At 67.3% G+C, this 15,639-nt stretch carries 19 protein-coding genes; 8 read left to right on the top strand and 11 right to left on the bottom strand.

Annotation, left to right across the window (positions count from 1 at the left end; all coding sequences use genetic code 11):
- Positions 1–44: 44 nt before the first annotated feature.
- Positions 45–1,109 carry a Gfo/Idh/MocA family protein gene (locus ACZ5KP_RS01295; protein ID WP_460919058.1) on the top strand — a complete coding sequence of 355 codons (1,065 nt, stop codon included), beginning with the start codon at positions 45–47 and terminating at the stop codon, positions 1,107–1,109.
- 39 nt (positions 1,110–1,148) lie between these two features.
- Here the strand turns inward: ACZ5KP_RS01295 and ACZ5KP_RS01300 are convergent, their stop codons facing one another.
- On the bottom strand, positions 1,149–1,763 hold the full coding sequence (locus tag ACZ5KP_RS01300) for a hypothetical protein (RefSeq protein ID WP_460919059.1): 615 nt from the start codon (positions 1,761–1,763) through the stop codon (positions 1,149–1,151).
- 87 nt (positions 1,764–1,850) lie between these two features.
- Between ACZ5KP_RS01300 and ACZ5KP_RS01305 the strand changes: the two genes are divergently transcribed.
- Together ACZ5KP_RS01305 and ACZ5KP_RS01310 are read left to right on the top strand one after the other, a co-directional pair.
- The gene (locus ACZ5KP_RS01305; protein ID WP_460919060.1) at positions 1,851–2,819 is read left to right on the top strand and encodes a sugar phosphate isomerase/epimerase family protein; all 969 of its coding nucleotides are present in this window, start codon (positions 1,851–1,853) and stop codon (positions 2,817–2,819) included.
- Positions 2,820–2,904: 85 nt separating this feature from the next.
- On the top strand, positions 2,905–4,380 hold the full coding sequence (locus tag ACZ5KP_RS01310; RefSeq protein WP_460919062.1) for an FAD-binding oxidoreductase: 1,476 nt from the start codon (positions 2,905–2,907) through the stop codon (positions 4,378–4,380).
- Positions 4,381–4,418: 38 nt separating this feature from the next.
- Here the strand turns inward: ACZ5KP_RS01310 and ACZ5KP_RS01315 are convergent, their stop codons facing one another.
- From ACZ5KP_RS01315 to ACZ5KP_RS01325, 3 genes are all read right to left on the bottom strand, one after another.
- Complete coding sequence (locus ACZ5KP_RS01315) at positions 4,419–6,161, bottom strand: thiamine pyrophosphate-binding protein (protein WP_460919064.1); 1,743 nt, start codon at positions 6,159–6,161, stop codon at positions 4,419–4,421.
- Positions 6,162–6,298: 137 nt separating this feature from the next.
- Positions 6,299–6,475 (bottom strand): hypothetical protein, encoded by a 177-nt coding sequence (locus ACZ5KP_RS01320; RefSeq protein WP_460919065.1) that lies wholly within the window; start codon positions 6,473–6,475, stop codon positions 6,299–6,301.
- A 115-nt stretch (positions 6,476–6,590) separates the two neighbouring features.
- Positions 6,591–8,120, bottom strand: a complete 1,530-nt coding sequence (locus ACZ5KP_RS01325) for an aldehyde dehydrogenase family protein (RefSeq protein ID WP_460919067.1) — start codon at positions 8,118–8,120, stop codon at positions 6,591–6,593.
- Between the two features lie 150 nt (positions 8,121–8,270).
- Here ACZ5KP_RS01325 and ACZ5KP_RS01330 point away from each other — a divergent pair, with 150 nt between their 5' ends.
- Complete coding sequence (locus ACZ5KP_RS01330) at positions 8,271–9,173, top strand: Vms1/Ankzf1 family peptidyl-tRNA hydrolase (protein WP_460919068.1); 903 nt, start codon at positions 8,271–8,273, stop codon at positions 9,171–9,173.
- An 89-nt stretch (positions 9,174–9,262) separates the two neighbouring features.
- Here the strand turns inward: ACZ5KP_RS01330 and ACZ5KP_RS01335 are convergent, their stop codons facing one another.
- Together ACZ5KP_RS01335 and ACZ5KP_RS01340 are read right to left on the bottom strand one after the other, a co-directional pair.
- A complete protein-coding gene (locus tag ACZ5KP_RS01335; protein ID WP_460919070.1) occupies positions 9,263–9,631 on the bottom strand; it encodes a PIN domain-containing protein in 369 nt (122 codons plus the stop codon).
- Entirely contained in the window at positions 9,621–9,887 is a 267-nt protein-coding gene (locus tag ACZ5KP_RS01340) for an AbrB/MazE/SpoVT family DNA-binding domain-containing protein (RefSeq protein ID WP_460919071.1), read from the bottom strand. Before ACZ5KP_RS01340 ends, ACZ5KP_RS01335 begins: the two co-directional genes overlap by 11 nt.
- Before the next feature lie 223 nt (positions 9,888–10,110).
- On the opposite strand from ACZ5KP_RS01340, the gene ACZ5KP_RS01345 reads away from it, so the two are divergent.
- The gene (locus ACZ5KP_RS01345; protein WP_460919073.1) at positions 10,111–11,103 is read left to right on the top strand and encodes an aldo/keto reductase; all 993 of its coding nucleotides are present in this window, start codon (positions 10,111–10,113) and stop codon (positions 11,101–11,103) included.
- 74 nt (positions 11,104–11,177) lie between these two features.
- On the opposite strand, the gene ACZ5KP_RS01350 is transcribed toward ACZ5KP_RS01345, so the two are convergent.
- Both ACZ5KP_RS01350 and ACZ5KP_RS01355 read right to left on the bottom strand, forming a co-directional pair.
- Positions 11,178–11,609 carry a universal stress protein gene (locus ACZ5KP_RS01350; protein ID WP_460919075.1) on the bottom strand — a complete coding sequence of 144 codons (432 nt, stop codon included), beginning with the start codon at positions 11,607–11,609 and terminating at the stop codon, positions 11,178–11,180.
- Positions 11,610–11,754: 145 nt separating this feature from the next.
- Positions 11,755–12,198: a universal stress protein gene (locus ACZ5KP_RS01355; RefSeq protein ID WP_460919077.1), complete on the bottom strand. Its 444-nt coding sequence runs from the start codon at positions 12,196–12,198 to the stop codon at positions 11,755–11,757.
- 194 nt (positions 12,199–12,392) lie between these two features.
- On the opposite strand from ACZ5KP_RS01355, the gene ACZ5KP_RS01360 reads away from it, so the two are divergent.
- Complete coding sequence (locus ACZ5KP_RS01360) at positions 12,393–12,854, top strand: universal stress protein (RefSeq protein WP_460919078.1); 462 nt, start codon at positions 12,393–12,395, stop codon at positions 12,852–12,854.
- 49 nt (positions 12,855–12,903) lie between these two features.
- Here ACZ5KP_RS01360 and ACZ5KP_RS01365 read toward each other — a convergent pair whose 3' ends face one another.
- From ACZ5KP_RS01365 to ACZ5KP_RS01375, 3 genes are all read right to left on the bottom strand, one after another.
- On the bottom strand, positions 12,904–13,437 hold the full coding sequence (locus ACZ5KP_RS01365) for a GNAT family N-acetyltransferase (RefSeq protein ID WP_460919080.1): 534 nt from the start codon (positions 13,435–13,437) through the stop codon (positions 12,904–12,906).
- Positions 13,434–13,799, bottom strand: coding sequence for a universal stress protein (locus tag ACZ5KP_RS01370; RefSeq protein WP_460919081.1), 366 nt, complete (start codon positions 13,797–13,799; stop codon positions 13,434–13,436). Before ACZ5KP_RS01370 ends, ACZ5KP_RS01365 begins: the two co-directional genes overlap by 4 nt.
- Positions 13,800–13,896: 97 nt before the next feature.
- Complete coding sequence (locus tag ACZ5KP_RS01375) at positions 13,897–14,184, bottom strand: DUF5789 family protein (protein WP_460919083.1); 288 nt, start codon at positions 14,182–14,184, stop codon at positions 13,897–13,899.
- Between the two features lie 212 nt (positions 14,185–14,396).
- Between ACZ5KP_RS01375 and ACZ5KP_RS01380 the strand changes: the two genes are divergently transcribed.
- Both ACZ5KP_RS01380 and ACZ5KP_RS01385 read left to right on the top strand, forming a co-directional pair.
- Complete coding sequence (locus tag ACZ5KP_RS01380; protein ID WP_460919085.1) at positions 14,397–15,236, top strand: PHP domain-containing protein; 840 nt, start codon at positions 14,397–14,399, stop codon at positions 15,234–15,236.
- 165 nt (positions 15,237–15,401) lie between these two features.
- Positions 15,402–15,566, top strand: a complete 165-nt coding sequence (locus tag ACZ5KP_RS01385) for a DUF6757 family protein (RefSeq protein WP_460919087.1) — start codon at positions 15,402–15,404, stop codon at positions 15,564–15,566.
- The last annotated feature ends 73 nt before the right edge of the window (positions 15,567–15,639 follow it).

Genomic DNA, 15,639 nt, shown 5'->3' on the forward strand with positions numbered 1-15,639 from the left:
TCCGCCGTCGGAACCGTTAATCGGGTGGTCGTTCACGCCCGGACATGGTCAACGATTCACCCAGGATCGGCTTCGTCGGCCTGGGCAACATGGCACGCCATCACGTCGAGAACCTCCTCGAAACAGACGCCGAAATCGCGGCCGGTGCGGACGTCGTCCCGGAAGCGCGCGAGTCGTTCGCTGCCGACTTCGGCGCCGAGACGTTCGAGGACGTCGGCGAGATGTGCGAGGTCGTCGACGCGGCGTTCGTCACCACGCCGAACCGCTTCCACGAGGACGCCGCTTTGACGATCCTCGAGAACGACGTCGGGCTCTACCTCGAGAAGCCGCTCGCACACTCCCTCGAGAGCGCAGAGCGCATCGCAAACGCGGCCGCGGACTCGGACGCGATCGCGATGGTCGGCCTCCACAACCGCTTCGCCGGCGGCGCCGAAGTCCTCGACGCCTACCGTCAGCAGGGCCGCTTCGGCGACGTCAGCCACGTCGAGATCGAGTACGTCCGCAGGCGGGGGATCCCCGCGATTGGCACGTGGTTCACCGACAAGTCGACGGCGGGTGGCGGCTCGCTGATCGACATCGGCGTTCACGCGATCGACCTCGGCCTGCACCTCGCGGGCCACCCCGACGTCGTCGAGGTCACTGGCTCGGCGCGCAGCGAGTTCGGCGACCGCGACGATACCGCGGACATGGACGTCTGGGGGACGCCGGATCCCGACGGGGTCTTCGACGTCGACGACTCCGCGAGCGCGTTCTTCCGCGCCGAGGACGGGACGACGTTCTCCCTGGAGTGCGCGTGGGCGGCCAACCGCGAGCCGAACCAGGAAGTCACGCTCCGGGGCGAGAACGGCGGCGCGACGCTCGATCTCGGTGCCGGCGAGACGACGATCTACGAGGACGGCGTCGACGGCGTCGACCACGTCGCGACGACGGAGATCGAAACCGAGAGCCGCGACGCACACGCCGCCTGTCAGCGGACGTTCCTCGAAGCGCTGCGCACCGGCGAGCAGCCCGAGCGGAACACGATCGAGCAGGCGCTGACGGTGCAGCAGGTCATCGACGGCGTCTACCGTTCGAGCGAGGCCGGTCGAGCGGTACAGCTCGACGAGTAGCGCGACCTGCGACGAACCGTCGCGATCGCAAACGGAGCGCTATTCTTCGATGCGGAACGTCGCAGTCTCGCTCGCTTGCGTCGCCGACACGCGATCCGTGACCGACAGCGTCGTCGCGTACTCGCCCTCGGCGGCGCGACCAGCCAGGAGGATCTCGGTGCCGGTGAAGTACCCCTCGAGCTGGCCGGGTGCGAGTTCCTCCTGGAACGTTTGCTGGGACTCGACCACCAGATTCCCTTCGGGATCCGCGACCGTGACGGTCTGGCGGAGATCGATCGCGACAGCACCAGACTCGCCGTCGCCGCTGTCGTCACCACCCGCGTCGCTGCCGCCGCCATCGGCGTCATCGGTGCCGTCGGTCCCGTCGCCGCCACCGGTACTCGAATCGACCTGTTCGCCGGCGAGTCCCGAATAGTCCGCGTAGAGCCAGATCGGCCGGTCGGGTGCGTAGGTCGACTCCGGCTGCCGTCGGAAATCGTCGCGATCGTCCGGGCGCTCGGCGGCGAACGCAAGCTCCGCGATGGCGATAGGGCCCCGGGCGGCCGGATCGGCGTCGTCGGGACTGCCGCCGTCGCTCTCGGAACAGCCCGCGAGGAGACTGGCGGCCACGCCCGCACCGGCTACCAGCGTTCGACGGCGCGGAACCCGATGCATGGAGCCGGAATCGTACTGCCCGGAGAAAAGGGGTTCGGGACTGCCGGCCCCGTGAGCTTTAACCCAGCACTCGGTGAACTCCAGACCATGGAGATCGGCGTACTCACCGTCCCACTCGGCGGCCAGGATCGTACGGACGCCTTCGAATATCTCGCGGACCTCGGCGTCGGCGCGGTGGAACTCGGTGCCGGGGGGTACCCGGGGCAGGACCACCTGAATCGGGCGGCGCTGCTGGAAAACGAGGAGAAACGCGAGGAGCTGCTGGCTGACGTCGCCGAGTACGACCTCTCGATCAGCGCACTCGCGACGCACAACAACCCGCTCCACCCCGACGACGAGCGGGCGAACGAGGCCGACCGGGAGCTCCGCGAGGCGATCGAACTCGCGGACGAGCTCGACGTCGGCGCCGTCACTTGCTTCTCCGGGCTGCCCGCCGGCGCGCCCGGCGACTCGACGCCGAACTGGATCACCGCGCCGTGGCCCGAGGAGCACGCCGAGGCCCACGAGTACCAGTGGGAGGAGGTGGCCATTCCGTACTGGGACGACCTCGCCGACCACGCCGCCGAGCACGACGTGCAGGTCGCCATCGAGATGCACCCCAACATGCTCGTCTACGAGCCCCACGGCATGCTGGAGCTACGCGAAGCCACCAACGACTGGATCGGCGCGAACTTCGACCCCTCGCACCTCTACTGGCAGGGCATCGACGTGACGGACGCGATCCGACTGCTCGGCGAGGAGGACGCCATCCACCACTTCCACGCCAAGGACACGAAGGTCTACGACGCCAACGCCCGGGAGAAAGGAGTGCTCGACACGAACGCCTACACCGACGAGCCGAACCGCTCCTGGCTGTTCCGCTCGATCGGCTACGGCCACGGCGAGGAACACTGGAAGGACGTCGTCTCGACGCTCCGGATGGTCGGCTACGAGGGCGCACTCTCGATCGAACACGAGGACTCGCTCACCTCGGGACGGGAGGGCCTCGAGAAGGCCGTCGACGTCCTCGACCGCGCGGTGTTCGAGACCGAGCCCGGCGACGCGTACTGGGCCTAATCGACTGCCCCGTCCGATACGCTCGCGGCGGGCCAGATCCGCCGCGCGCCGAACGCACTTGGTCCCGGAGTACGTGCGGTAGCGTATGACAATCGATGGCACGCCAGACGACCACGCATTTCTCACGGAGGCACTCGCCGAGGATCGCGTCACGACGAGCGACGACGTCCGCGACGCCCACGCGACGGACTGGGGAACGGACGACGGAACGACGCCCGACGCCGTCGTCTGGCCGACGACGACCGAGGAGATCGCCGCCGTGCTCGCGGGCGCAACGGAGCGTGGGATCCCCGTCACGCCCTATGCCGCAGGGACGAGTCTCGAGGGGAATCCGGTCCCGGCCCACGGCGGGATCAGTCTCGATCTCACCCGGATGGGCGAGGTGCTCGACGTCCGGCCCGAGGATCACCAGCTCGACGTCCAGCCCGGTGTAATGGGGCCCGCGATCGAGGAGGCAGCTGCGGAACACGGACTGTTCTTCCCGCCGCTCCCCTCCTCGGGCGACATCTCGACGATCGGCGGGATGATCGCCAACGCCGCCAGCGGGATGCAGACGGTGAAGTACGGCGAGGTGAGCGACTGGGTGCTCGAACTGGAAGCCGTCCTGGCCGACGGCTCCGTAATCACCGCGGGAAGCAAGGCCGTCAAGACCTCCTCGGGCTACAACCTCCGGGACCTCCTCGTTGGGAGCGAGGGGACGCTCGCCGTGGTGACCCGCGCGACGCTCGAGCTCGCGGGGCGACCCGAGCAGATTCGCGGTGGCCGCGCGCTCTTCCCGACGCTCGCCGATGCCACGGCAGCAGTCACCGACGCGGTCCAGTCGGGCGTCGACGTCGCCAAAATCGAGCTGATCGACGCCACTTCCGCCCGGATGTCCAACGACTACACCGGGGCCGACCTGCCCGACGAGCCGATGGTGTTCGTCGAGTTCCACGCGGATCACGGCGTCGAGGAGGAGATCGCCTTCTGCGAGTCGATTTTCGAAGCCCACGGGGTCGAGGCGTTCGAGATCGCCGAGGAGGAACGAATGGAGGAGCTCTGGCGCGCACGAAAGGATCTCGCGTTCGCGATCCGGTCGTTCGATCCTGCCCTCGAACCGCTTCACCCCGGCGACGTGACGGTCCCGATCAGCGAGTACGGACCGCTGATCCGGTACGCCAAGGAACGCGCTGCCGAGGAGGAACTGCTGGTTCCCTGCTTCGGCCACGCCGGCGACGGGAACGTCCACTACTCGGTGCTCGTCGATCCCGACGACCCGGATCAGGTCGAACGGGGCGAAGCCCTGCACGCCGAGATCGTCGAGCGCGCGATCGACGTCGGTGGGACCGCGACGGGAGAGCACGGGATCGCCCAGGGCAAGCGCGAGTACCTCGTTCGCGAACACGGCGAGGCGACGGTCGAGGCGATGCGGGCGATCAAGCGTGCGCTCGATCCGACCGACACGCTGAATCCCGGGAAAATTTTCCCGGAGACAGCCGACGGCGACCGCGTTCGGGCGATCGATCCTGGCGACGACGGAGCGGGCGCCCTTAGTGACACAGGGACCTCCGAGGAAACGTAGCCAACGCAAACGAACCCCACAGCGCGATCGGACCCGGGTCAGTCGTGGACCAGCACGTCGAGGACGTCGGTGCCGTCTCGTTCGATGGCCGCCTCGAGCGCGGGCCCGACCGCGTCCGGCGTCTCGATCAGTTCTCCGCGGGCGCCGTGGCTCTCGGCGTTCGCCGGGATGTCCACCGGCGGATCGAACTCCATGTCCTCCCAGTCGTAGTCGTCCTCGTCGCCGCCCAGCATCGCGAGCGTGTTGTCCTTGAGAATCCGGTAGTTCCGGTTGTCTGGGATCACGACCGTCAGGTCTACGCCCTGGCGGACCGCGGTGTAGATCGATTGCGGGTAGTAGAGGTAGGATCCGTCGCCGACGAACCCGAGGACGTCGCGGGGCTCCTCGCGCTGGCTCTCCGCGACGGCGGCACCGACGGCGGCGGGGAGCCCGTAGCCGAGGCCACCCCCTTTGTTCGAGACGTACTGCTCGGGCGCCAGCTCCCAGCGCGTCAACATCGCGTACTTCGCAGTGACGCCCTCGTCGACGACGTAGGCGTCGCCCGCGACGCTCTCCATCTCGTCGACGAGCTCGGCCTTCGAGGGCCGGGGATCGTCGGGCGCCTCACTCTTGCCCATGCTCGCCATCTTCGCGCCCACGAACTCCCGCTGTGCAGCGACGTCCTCCAGCCGTTCCTCCAGCGTCGTCCGATCGAGTCTGTCGCCGACGCTCTCGGCGAGCTGGTCCATCACTTCGCCGGGGTCGCCGATGACCGCGGCGTCTGCCGGCTGGTTCTTGCCGACCTGCCAGGCGTCGTCACTCACGTGGATGCAGGTCGTCGACTCCGGGACGAGCGGCCCGTCGTGGGCGACCAGGGTGGTGTTGGTCGAGCAGCCGACGAAACAGACGACGTCCGCGCTCATGAGGTTCCGGGCGAGGTCCTCGTCGGGTGGAACGTAGGAGACCCACTGCTCGTGATCGGTGGGGAAGTCGACCTCGCAGGCGAGGATCTCGCCGTGGACGCGAGCGCCCCCGGCCTCCGCGAGATCGACGGCCGCGCCGACGGCGTCCCGCCCCGAGCGGGCGACGCCGTCCCCGACCACCAGCACCACGTCCTCGGCCTCCACGAGCAGGTCCGCGGCCCGTTCCACCTGTACCTCGTCCCCCCGACCCGCGGAGGGAATCGGACCGAGCCGTTCCGGTTCGGCGTCGGTCTCGGCTAGCACGACGTCGAGTGGCAGGCCAAGGAACACCGGCCCTGTCGGCGGCGTCAGCGCGACGCGGACTGCCCGCCGGACCATCGTCGGGAGCGCCTCGACGTCCGTGACCTCCGCCGACCACTTCGTGAACTGATCAACCAGCTCCACGAGGTCACCCGAGAGGATCGGCTCCTCGTGCTGGAACCGCTGCTCGTGGTTCCCCGCCGTCACCAGTACTGGCGCGCCGGCGATCGCGGCGCCGTAGACGTTCCCGAGGCCGTGGGCGAGGCCGGGCGCGAGGTGGAGGTTCGCGACGCCAAGCGGGAGGACGTCGTTATCCTCCGCCGGCTTCTCCGCGCCGTCGCTCTCATCGGAATTTCCCCGGATTTCGTCGTGAGCGTGGTATCGCCGCGTGCTCGCGTAGCCTGCAGCCATGCCCGTCGCCACGTCCTCGTGGGCACCCAGGACATACTCGACGTCGCTGTCGGCGAGCGCGTGAACCACGGGGAGCTCCGTCGTTCCGGGGTTTCCGAAGACGTGCGTGACGCCGTAGCGTTCGAGGGCGTCGACGAACAGATCGGCACCGGTCCGGTCGTCGCTCATGAGTCAGATATGGAGAAATAACGTGTTAACACTGCTGTATGACAATATAGTGTCAATGGCGGTGTGGGCGGGAGGAGGCCCTTCGTTCGCAACGTAACCGTGGTCGTCGAAACTGGTTCGAAGCGCCCCTTGTGCACTCAGTCACTGGAGTCGTCCAGCAGTCTGTCCACGAGCAGACCGAGTCCCAAGAGCAAGAGTATGGGGACGAGACCGAGGAGGACGATGTTGGTCGGAGTGAGTAGCGCGTAGGTGAACCACAGTACCGAGAGCACGGCTGCGAGCGCGGTAGCCGGATAGTCGCGGATGGAGGGCATATCACTAAGCGAAAACGGATCAAAAATAAACGTTGGGGAAACTGCATACCCCCAGCACAACGACCGTGAACTGGACGGTCGGCCGATCGGACACGGACGAGGGGGCCCGGGACGCCTAGTCGTCCTCGGTCGTGATCTCCGCCGAGAGTCCCTGCGCCATCGCGATGTCCTCGTCGTTGTTCAGCGTCCAGGCCGTCCGATCCGTCACGGACTCGATGACTTCGCGCGCGCTCGGCGCGCCCTTGCCGGACTTTTTCACGCCGCCGAAGGGCAGGTGGACCTCCGCGCCGATGCAGGGGAGATTCGCGTACGCGAGCCCGACCTCCGCGTGGTCGCGGTAGTAGTTCAGCTGTCGGTAGTCCTCGGAGATCACGGCGCCGGCGAGTCCGTAGGGCACGTCGTTGTGGATTTCGACGGCACGCTCGATGCCGCCCTCGTACTCGACGAGCGCGACGTGGGGGCCGAAGACCTCCTCCTTCAGGCATCGCAGCGTCGGATCGTAGTCGATCTCGTAGACGAACGGGCCGACCCAGCTGCCGTCGGCGTGACCGTCGGGAATCTCCGCGGCGTCGAGGTCCGCGCGATCGACGAGGACGTCGGCGCCCTCCTCCCTGGCGAGTTCGTTGTACTCGTGGACCTTCTCGACCTGCCGCTCGTCGATCGCGGGACCCATGAACGTGTCCTCCTCGAGGGGATTGCCGACCGCGACGGACTCCGCGAGGTCGACGAAGCGCCGCTTGAACTCGTCGTAGACGTCGGCGTGGACGATCAGGCGCTCGGCGGAGACGCAGCGCTGTCCCGTGGTCTTGAACGACGACATGACTGCGGAGTGGACGGCGATGTCGAGGTCCGCCTCCTCGGTCACGACGATCGCGTTCTTCCCACCCATTTCGAGCGCGGCGTCGCGGCCCGGCTGCCCACCGATCTCGTCGGCAATCTGGTGGCCGACTTCCGCGGAGCCCGTGAAGAGGACGGTGGGCACGCGCTCGTCCTGGACGATGGCGTTCCCGGCGTCGCCGAAGCCCTGGACAAGGTTGAAGACGCCGTTGGGGATGTCCGCGTCGTCGAACATCTCCGCGATGACCTGCCCACACCACGGCGTCTGCTCGGCCGGCTTCCAGACGACGGTGTTGCCCTCAACGAGACTGACAGCCATGTGCCAGAAGGGAATCGCGACCGGGAAGTTCCAGGGCGTGATGCAGCCCACGACGCCACGTGGCTTCCGTCGCATGTAGGAGTCCTTCGCGGCGATCTCGCTGGGCACGACGTCGCCGTGGGGGTGGCGGGCGTTCCCCGCCGCCCACTCGACCATGTGCCAGGCCTCGGTGACGTCGGCTTTACCCTCCGAAATCTCCTTGCCGCACTCCTGGGTGACGATCTCGCCGAGCTCCTCGTGGCGATCCCGGAGCTCGTGGTAGATCTCCCAGAGGTACTCGGCACGGTCGATGTAGGAGAGCGCCCGCCACTCCTCGAAGGCCTCCTCCGCGGCGCCGACTGCCCGCTGGACGTCCTCGGGCGTCCCGCGCTGGAACGTCGCCAGCGAGTCGCCGGTCGCCGGATTCTCGCTCTCGAACGTCTCCGTTCCCGCACCGTCGATCCACTCGCCGTCGACGTAGTGTCCAAAGGAATCCTGAGGGGACGACATACTGGCAATATTTTCGGCTGACCGTGAAAAATCCACCCGTCGATCGGCCGCTGGCGTCGGGAACGAGTGTGCACTGACGCGGCAAATCGTACATCGGCCGGCCCGGTCGCGCCCGGAACAGGGAAGTGACTCGCGGTCCGCCAGTCTGCCATGCTGGACCGGCTGCTCCGTGGCGGGACCGTCTCGGAGCTGGAGGCCGAACTCGAGGCCGTCCGCGAGGAGCGCGACCGCCTCGAGGAACAGCTCGAGGCCGAGCAGCGCCGCCGTGCCGACGCCGCCACAGATCGGCAGGCGGCCGAGGAGCGAGTCAACGACCTCGAGGACAAGGTCGCACAGCTCGAGGGGACCGTCGAGCGACTCCGCGACGACGAGGCGGAGCTGGCCTTCCGCGGTCGGCGCACGCTGGAACGCCGGGCCACGGAACGCGTCCTCGACCGGCTCGGTTCCATCGAGGCACCGCCCGACGGCGCGCTGACCGCGGTCGTTCACGACCGCGTTCCGGAGGACGTTCGCGAGCACTTCGAGGACCGCACAGCCCTGATCGAGCGAGCAGCCCCGTGCATCGCGCTCGCGGACGAGGACCGGATGGTCAGCGCCGCGCTCCGACCCCCGGTCCTGCCCGAGCCGAGCGTGACCTGGGCCGAAGGATTCGAACTCGACCGCGCTGCGTTCCTCCCGACGGGGTCCTTCGCCTTCGCACTCGTGCGCTCGGACGTGTTCGCGCTCGGCGAGTACCGCGAGGAGGAACGCCTCGCCTTCGAGGGGTTCCAGAGCGACGTCAAGGGCGATCACTCGAAGGGTGGGTTCTCGCAGGGGCGCTTCGAGCGCCGCCGAGACGCACAGATCGACGAACACCTCGAGGCGGCCGAAGCGGCACTCGACGACCGTGACGCCGAGACGCTCTACCTGACTGGCGATCGTGGCGCACTGGACGCGCTGGAGGACGAGGTCGACGCGAGGGCGACGGCAGCCGTCGACGCCTCGGGAAAACCCGAAGCCGCGCTCGAGGACGCGTTCGAGGACTTCTGGCGGACGACGCTGTATCTGCTCTGAGCTGTCGATCCCGTCACTCCGCTCGGGCGCCTCACACCGCAAATTGCTCGCGCCGATACACCTTTACTCGGCTCAGGCCGGATACGACCTCACTCGGCTTCGTCGGCAGGATCCAGCCGTAGCCACGTCCGCTCCTCGCCGTCGACCTCGGCCGGCTCGCCACGCACGTCGGCGATCGCAGCGTGGAACGCCTCGAAGGGCTCCAGGCCCTCCTCGAGGTAGTGCGAGGCACGGTAGAGGATCGCCGGATCGTCGTCGAACTCGGCGAGGTCCAGAATTGCGGTTACTGCGCGCTCGCGGTCGAAGGGATACGACTCCTCGATGAGAAACAGCTCCACGAACGTGATCAGCGACACCTGGAGGTCGGCTTCGTGCTCGGCGAGCAGTGACGCCGCCCGGTCGGCGCTGGCCTCGTCCTCCGTGAAGAGGGCGAGCCAGATCGAGCGGTCAGCGTACATGCTCTTCGGCCTCCGCGTCTCCCCGCTCGCGCGCGACTGCGCGTAGCTCTGCCGCGGAGGTCTCGCGTAGTTCGTCGCTGGCCGACTCCCGTAGCGATTCGATCGGATTCCGTGGGATGGGGACGAGCTTGATCCCGTCGTCGAGTTCCACGACGCGGTACCGATCGCCGAACCGCTCGCGGAGATCGCTGGGAATCGTGATTCTCCCTCGCTTGTCAGTGCTCCGCTCGACTCCCATGCCCACGCTATACTTCATAATGGGAGTATTTAGGTATTATCCTACTAGAATGATAGTTTCCTACTTCAGAATAAGATTCCCATATTTCGTGATAATGCCTATCCCGTAGTGAGCCGACCGCCGTTCCCCGAAATCAGGCCCGAAATCAGGCCCGGAGTACATGCCGGAGTACATGCCGGAGTAGACCCACGTGCTGACCGAGACAGGAACCTTGAGAACCCGGGGCACCGATGGGCCGGACGTGCACCATCGACGACTCGGTTCGACCGATCGCGACGTCTCGGAAGTCGGCCTCGGAACGTGGAACGTCGGCGGCGGCGCGTGGGGCGACGTTCCCGACGAGACCGCACGGGACGTGATCCGCGCGGCGCTCGACGCCGGTATCGACTTCCTCGACACCGCCGACGTCTACGGCGACGGCGCGAGCGAGTCGTACATCGGCGACGTGCTCGCGGAGCGCGACGCGCACGACGACGTGTTCGTCGCGACCAAAGCGGGCCGACGGCTCGATCCACACGAGGCAGATCGGTACGACTACGAGACGCTCCGTCCCCACGTCGAGCGCAGCCTGGAGAACCTGGGCGTCGACACGATCGACCTCCTGCAGCTCCACTGTCCGCCGACGGACGCGTACTACCAGCCAGACACCTTCGAGGCGCTGGAGCGCTTCGAGGACGACGGGCTGATCGAGCACGCAGGCGTCAGCGTCGAACGGGTCGAGGAGGCCCAGAAGGCCATCGAGTACGAGGTCGTCGACACCGTCCAGATCATCTTCAACCCGTTCCGACAGCGACCGCGAGAGCGGTTCTTCGAGGCAGCCAACCGGTACGACGTCGGTATCGTCGTCCGCGTTCCCTACGCCTCGGGGCTGCTGACCGGCGCGCTCGACCGGGACGCGGAGTTCGACGAGAACGACCACCGGAACTTCAACCGCGACGGAGAGGCCTTCGACGTCGGCGAGACGTTCGCGGGCGTTCCCTACGAAGTCGGCCACGACGCGCTCGAGGCGATGGAGCCCGCACTTCCCGACGACCGGACGACAGCGCAAGCGACGCTCCGCTGGATCCTCGACCACCGACAGGTCTCGACGGTTATTCCGGGGACGACCTCCCCCTCCCACGTCGAGGCCAACGCGGCCGTCTCGGGACAGTCCGAGCTCACGAATCAGGTCCACGGCGCGATCCGGGACGTCTACGAGGAGTACGTCGCCGAGCACGTCCACCACCGCTGGTAACGGGCGTCGTCGATCCTCACCCGTTGGACGTCTCTACGGCGGGAAAAATCGAACCGAACGGAACGAATCCGCAACTACTCCTCAGCGCCGAGCTGTCGAACGGAGAGCACCGGCACCGGACAGGTCCGCACGACCCGCTCGGCGACGCTACCGATCAAGAAGCGGTGCTCGCCGTGGCGACCGCGCGTCCCTGTCGCGACCACGTCGACGTCGTGCTCGCGGGCGTAGTCGGCGATCGCGTCCGACGGTCGGCCCTCGATCACCGCGGTCGTGATCGACCGATCGGTCCGGTCAGCGACGGTGTCGACGGCGCGTTCGGCGTCGGAGGCCAGTGCACCGCGCAGTTCGTCGCGAAGCCGTTCCGGCGAGGAATCGACCTCGGTCTCGTCGACGACGGAGAGCGCGTGGACGTCGGCCTCGAAGCGGTCCGCGAGGTCGAGTGCCACGTCGACGCAGCGGGAGACGCTCTCGGAGCCGTCGGTCGCGATAGCGACGGTCTCGATCATACGCCGTCAGTTGCGGGGGAGTGGTGGAAAAGCCACCGGTCGGGCCGCGGACCGACTATGCGAGACGACGGTGCTCCGAAAACGGTGGCTACCGAGCAGAAGTTGGCGTCCGCAAAACCGGAGTTTCGAGGGCCGGGGAGCCCGATCAGCTCGTCGTGACGGTGACGGGGCCGTCGAAGCCGAGGATGATTGCCTGAGCGAGGTCGCCGAAGACGGCCTTGCCCGCGGGCGAGCGCTGGCGGCCGTGCACGAAGATGTGATCTGCGTTGCTGGAGCGAGCTTCGGCGAGAATCTCCTCCTCGTCGTCACCGATCCGACCGACGGCGGTGAACTCGCCGTCCTCACCGAGCACCTCCTCGCCAACGGCGCGAGCGAACCCTTCTGCCTGCTCGACGCCCTTCGCAACGCCGTAATCGACGTTGATGCCGGGGATCGAGTGGAGTTCGCCCTGGCGCTCCTCGAACTCCTCGTCGGAGGTGACGTAGAGGAGACGGAGCTCGGCACCGACGCCGTGTGCGAGTTCGGCTGCCTCGGCGACCAGGTTCTTCGTTGCTTCCGTAGCTTCGACCACGACGAGTGCGCGTTCCATGGAAGCACGGTTCGTGAGGGGGGATCAAAGTCGTTCTGCCTCGGGAAACGGCGGGGGACGACGACTGCGGTGAATGTTGCCGCGCAGTCGTCGAACGGCCGGCCGATGAGACGCCACGTGGCCAGGTCCGACCGACGAGACCACGCGACCGTCGGTCGGGTAGTTTTTTGCCTGCCGCGAGTGAGGGAGGAGACATGGCGCCCGAGGACGACCCGCTGTCGGTCGAGACGGTTCTGGTTCCGGTCGACGGGACCGAAGAGGCCACCGAGGCCGCGGAGTACGCGATCGCCGTCGCCGACCGGTACGACGCAGACGTCGCAGCCGTCTACGTGCTCGCCGAGGCCGTCACCCGGGCTATCGAACGCGACGCCGTCGACCACGACGCCGTCGCGGAGGAAACCCAGTCCTACGTCGACGGGCTCGCCGAGACCGCGAGCGCCGCTGGCGTGCAACTCGACGCGACGGTCGCGTACGGCTTCTCCCAGACGCGGAAGAGTCAGCATCCGGGGAGCGTGATTCTCGACACAGCCGACGAGATCGGTGCTGACTTCCTCGTCATACCACGGGAGCCCCAGCGCGAGGACGAACGCGACACGCTGGCGAAAGCCGCGGAGTACGTCCTGCTCTACGCGAGTCAGCCCGTTCTATCGGTCTGAAAGGCGGCGCAGACGGTCGTCTCGAAAACGGAGGAGTGTGCTCCGTCCCTCAGGCCTCGACGTCACCGAGCACGAGCGACATCTCCATCTCGAAGCTCTCGGCGTCGCTGGGCTCGAAGCCGACGGACTTGTACAGCGCGATCGCCGGACGGTTCCAGCGCTCGACGGTCAGCCAGACGTGGTCGATCCCCGCCTCGGCCCCGTAGCCGAGCAACGTCTGGATCAGCTCCGTCCCGATCCCAGCGCCCTGGTAGGGCTGATTGACGAAGATCGCGAGCTCCCAGCCGTCCGTGTCGGGCATGAGGACCGCGTGGCCGACGACGGCGTCGTCGTGCCAGGCGAGGACGTTGCGGCCCTCCTCGAGCAGCGTGCCGAGCCACGAGCGAATCCGCTCCTCCTGGGACGGCGGGATCCCCTGGGCGCGGTCGGCGGGATCGAACGCGACGTACATCTCGACGATCGGTTCCGGATCCGCGTCGTCAGCGACCTCGTACACGATCTCCCGCCCCTCTGCGTCCTCGACTTCGCGGGGCGGCCCCGGAAACGGTCCGGCGGGTTCGTCCGGGTAGATACGTCCGCTCATCGTACGAGCCTCACCGTGAGCTGGGCGTTCAGGAGGACGAACTCCGTCGTCGTTCCCAGTTCGATCTTCCCCATCGGACTCTGCTGACCGCCGCCGATCGCGAGCTGGTCGTACGGCCCTTCCTCGGCGAGTTCGACGAGTGCACTCGCCGGATGATCGGCCTCGACGCGCTCGATCGACCACGGCACGGCGACGTCTGCGAGCCGCTCGCGGACCGACGCTTCGACGTCGTCCAGCGACTGCTCGCCCAGCGCGAACACCGCGACGGTGAGCTCGTCGCCAGCGTCCGCTGCGCGCTCGAGAACAGCCTCCAGCGCCCGGCCCGACTCGTCGCTCCCCTCGACACCGAGCAGCACGTGCATCGACGGTTGCTTCGACGGGCCGCGGCAAAAGTGGTTCCCTCGTGAGTGTGAAGCTGCGTAAGCGGGCGGGGAAGCGGATACGTCCGGTGCGCCGATCCTAGAAGGAGACCTGGTCCGGTGCGTTCGGAGCGCCCGGCGGGGTCGGATCGCGGTCGCTGTAGAACCGGCGGCCGATGGCCCGGTGAGAGACGGCAGAGTACACTGCGAAGCGGGCCTCCTCCGGGGAGTCGTAGACTTCGTCGTCGAGTCGTTCGAGGGCCTCGGAAATGCGCTCGGTGCCGTTCTGGAGCTCCAGTTCGACGTCGCCGAACCGTTCGAGGAACTCCTCGGTCGTCAGCGGGTACTGCTCGTCGTCCATCGCCGTATCTGTGCCAGTTGGGATCATCGTCAAATAGAACATGAACGATAATGATAAACCTTGTCTGCTAGGCACCTTCGAGTGTGCATATTCCTTAATGGTCCTTAATTATAGTTTGGTGCGCTATCCCACGATGATCCCTCGCCATAGCCGGATTTCCGCCAGCTCGAAACGCAGTTCGTAGCCCAGGGTCCGAGCCGAGCCGGAACGACCTTGCCGGGAGCGGCCCCAGCGATCGCATGGTCGTCGCGGATCTGCACGTACACACGACGAACTCCGACGGCGAACTGTCCATCGAGGACGTTCCCACCGCAGCCACTGCTGCAGCACTTGACGCGATCGCGGTGACCGATCACGACCGGCCCCATCCGGGCCTCGAAGAGCCAGTCACCGACCGCAATGGAGTCACCGTCGTTCACGGAATCGAACTGCGGGTGCAGGTCGGCGAGACGGCGACAGCTATCGACGGGGCATCCCGGGGCCAGCGCGTCGATCTTCTTGGGTACGGACTGGAACCGACGCCCGACCTGCGGGCCGAGTGCGACCGGATTCAACGCGATCGTGCCGAGCGAGGAGCTCGCATCGTCGAGCGAGTCGAGGACCACCTCGGCGTCGACCTCGACGTAGATCCCGGCCCCGGATTTGGCCGTCCCCACGTCGCGCGCGCCGTGGCCGACCACCCCGATCTCGATCTCGGCGTGCAGGACGTCTTCGACGAGCTGATCGGAGACGGCGGCCCGTGCTACGTCGCGCGACAGATCCCCAGCTTCGAGCGAGGACGCGAACTCCTCGCGGACGCCTGCCGGCTCGTCGGGCTCGCACACCCGCTCAGGTACGACGATCCGGCGGCTGCACTGGCGCTGACGAGCACGCTCGACGCCGTCGAGCTGTGGTATCCGTACGATCGGCCCGTCGACCCCACCGACCTGGACGACGCCGGGATCGATCTGGTCGAGCGCGCGATCGAACGCCACGGTCTCCTCCCGACGGGTGGCTCGGACGCCCACGAAACGACGCTGGGCGCCGCCGGACTCGACGCGACGGCGTGGGAGCGGGTGGCTGCCGAACTTCGATCCTGAGCGGCATCGCATGCGACGAATGGCGTTCGAGTGCCGTTCGGATCGGTCAGCAACGGACACTTCGGCGCCGTCAGTGCCGGACCGAAATCCCAGTCGATTGGCGCTGCAGGTGCACGAACGTTCGACAACGTAGCCTTGAAACCACCTGGTCGCTTACGGTCGGATATGCAGTGCCACTACTGCGAGGAAACCGCCGCCTACGCGGCGGAGTCTGAAGGGGTGAAAGTCGGGCTCTGCGAGGATCACTTCCAGACTCGCATCGAGGAACTCGCCGAGGCCGACACGCTGGAGGCCATCCGCGAGCGAGTCGACGTCGATCGACAGGAGTAACCGCTGGTTTTCCAACGGCACGCTGTACGGTTTCTCGGTATCGTGTACCGCGACGTTCTGGCTGACTGGCCAC

This window comes from Salinarchaeum chitinilyticum (genome assembly GCF_055390775.1).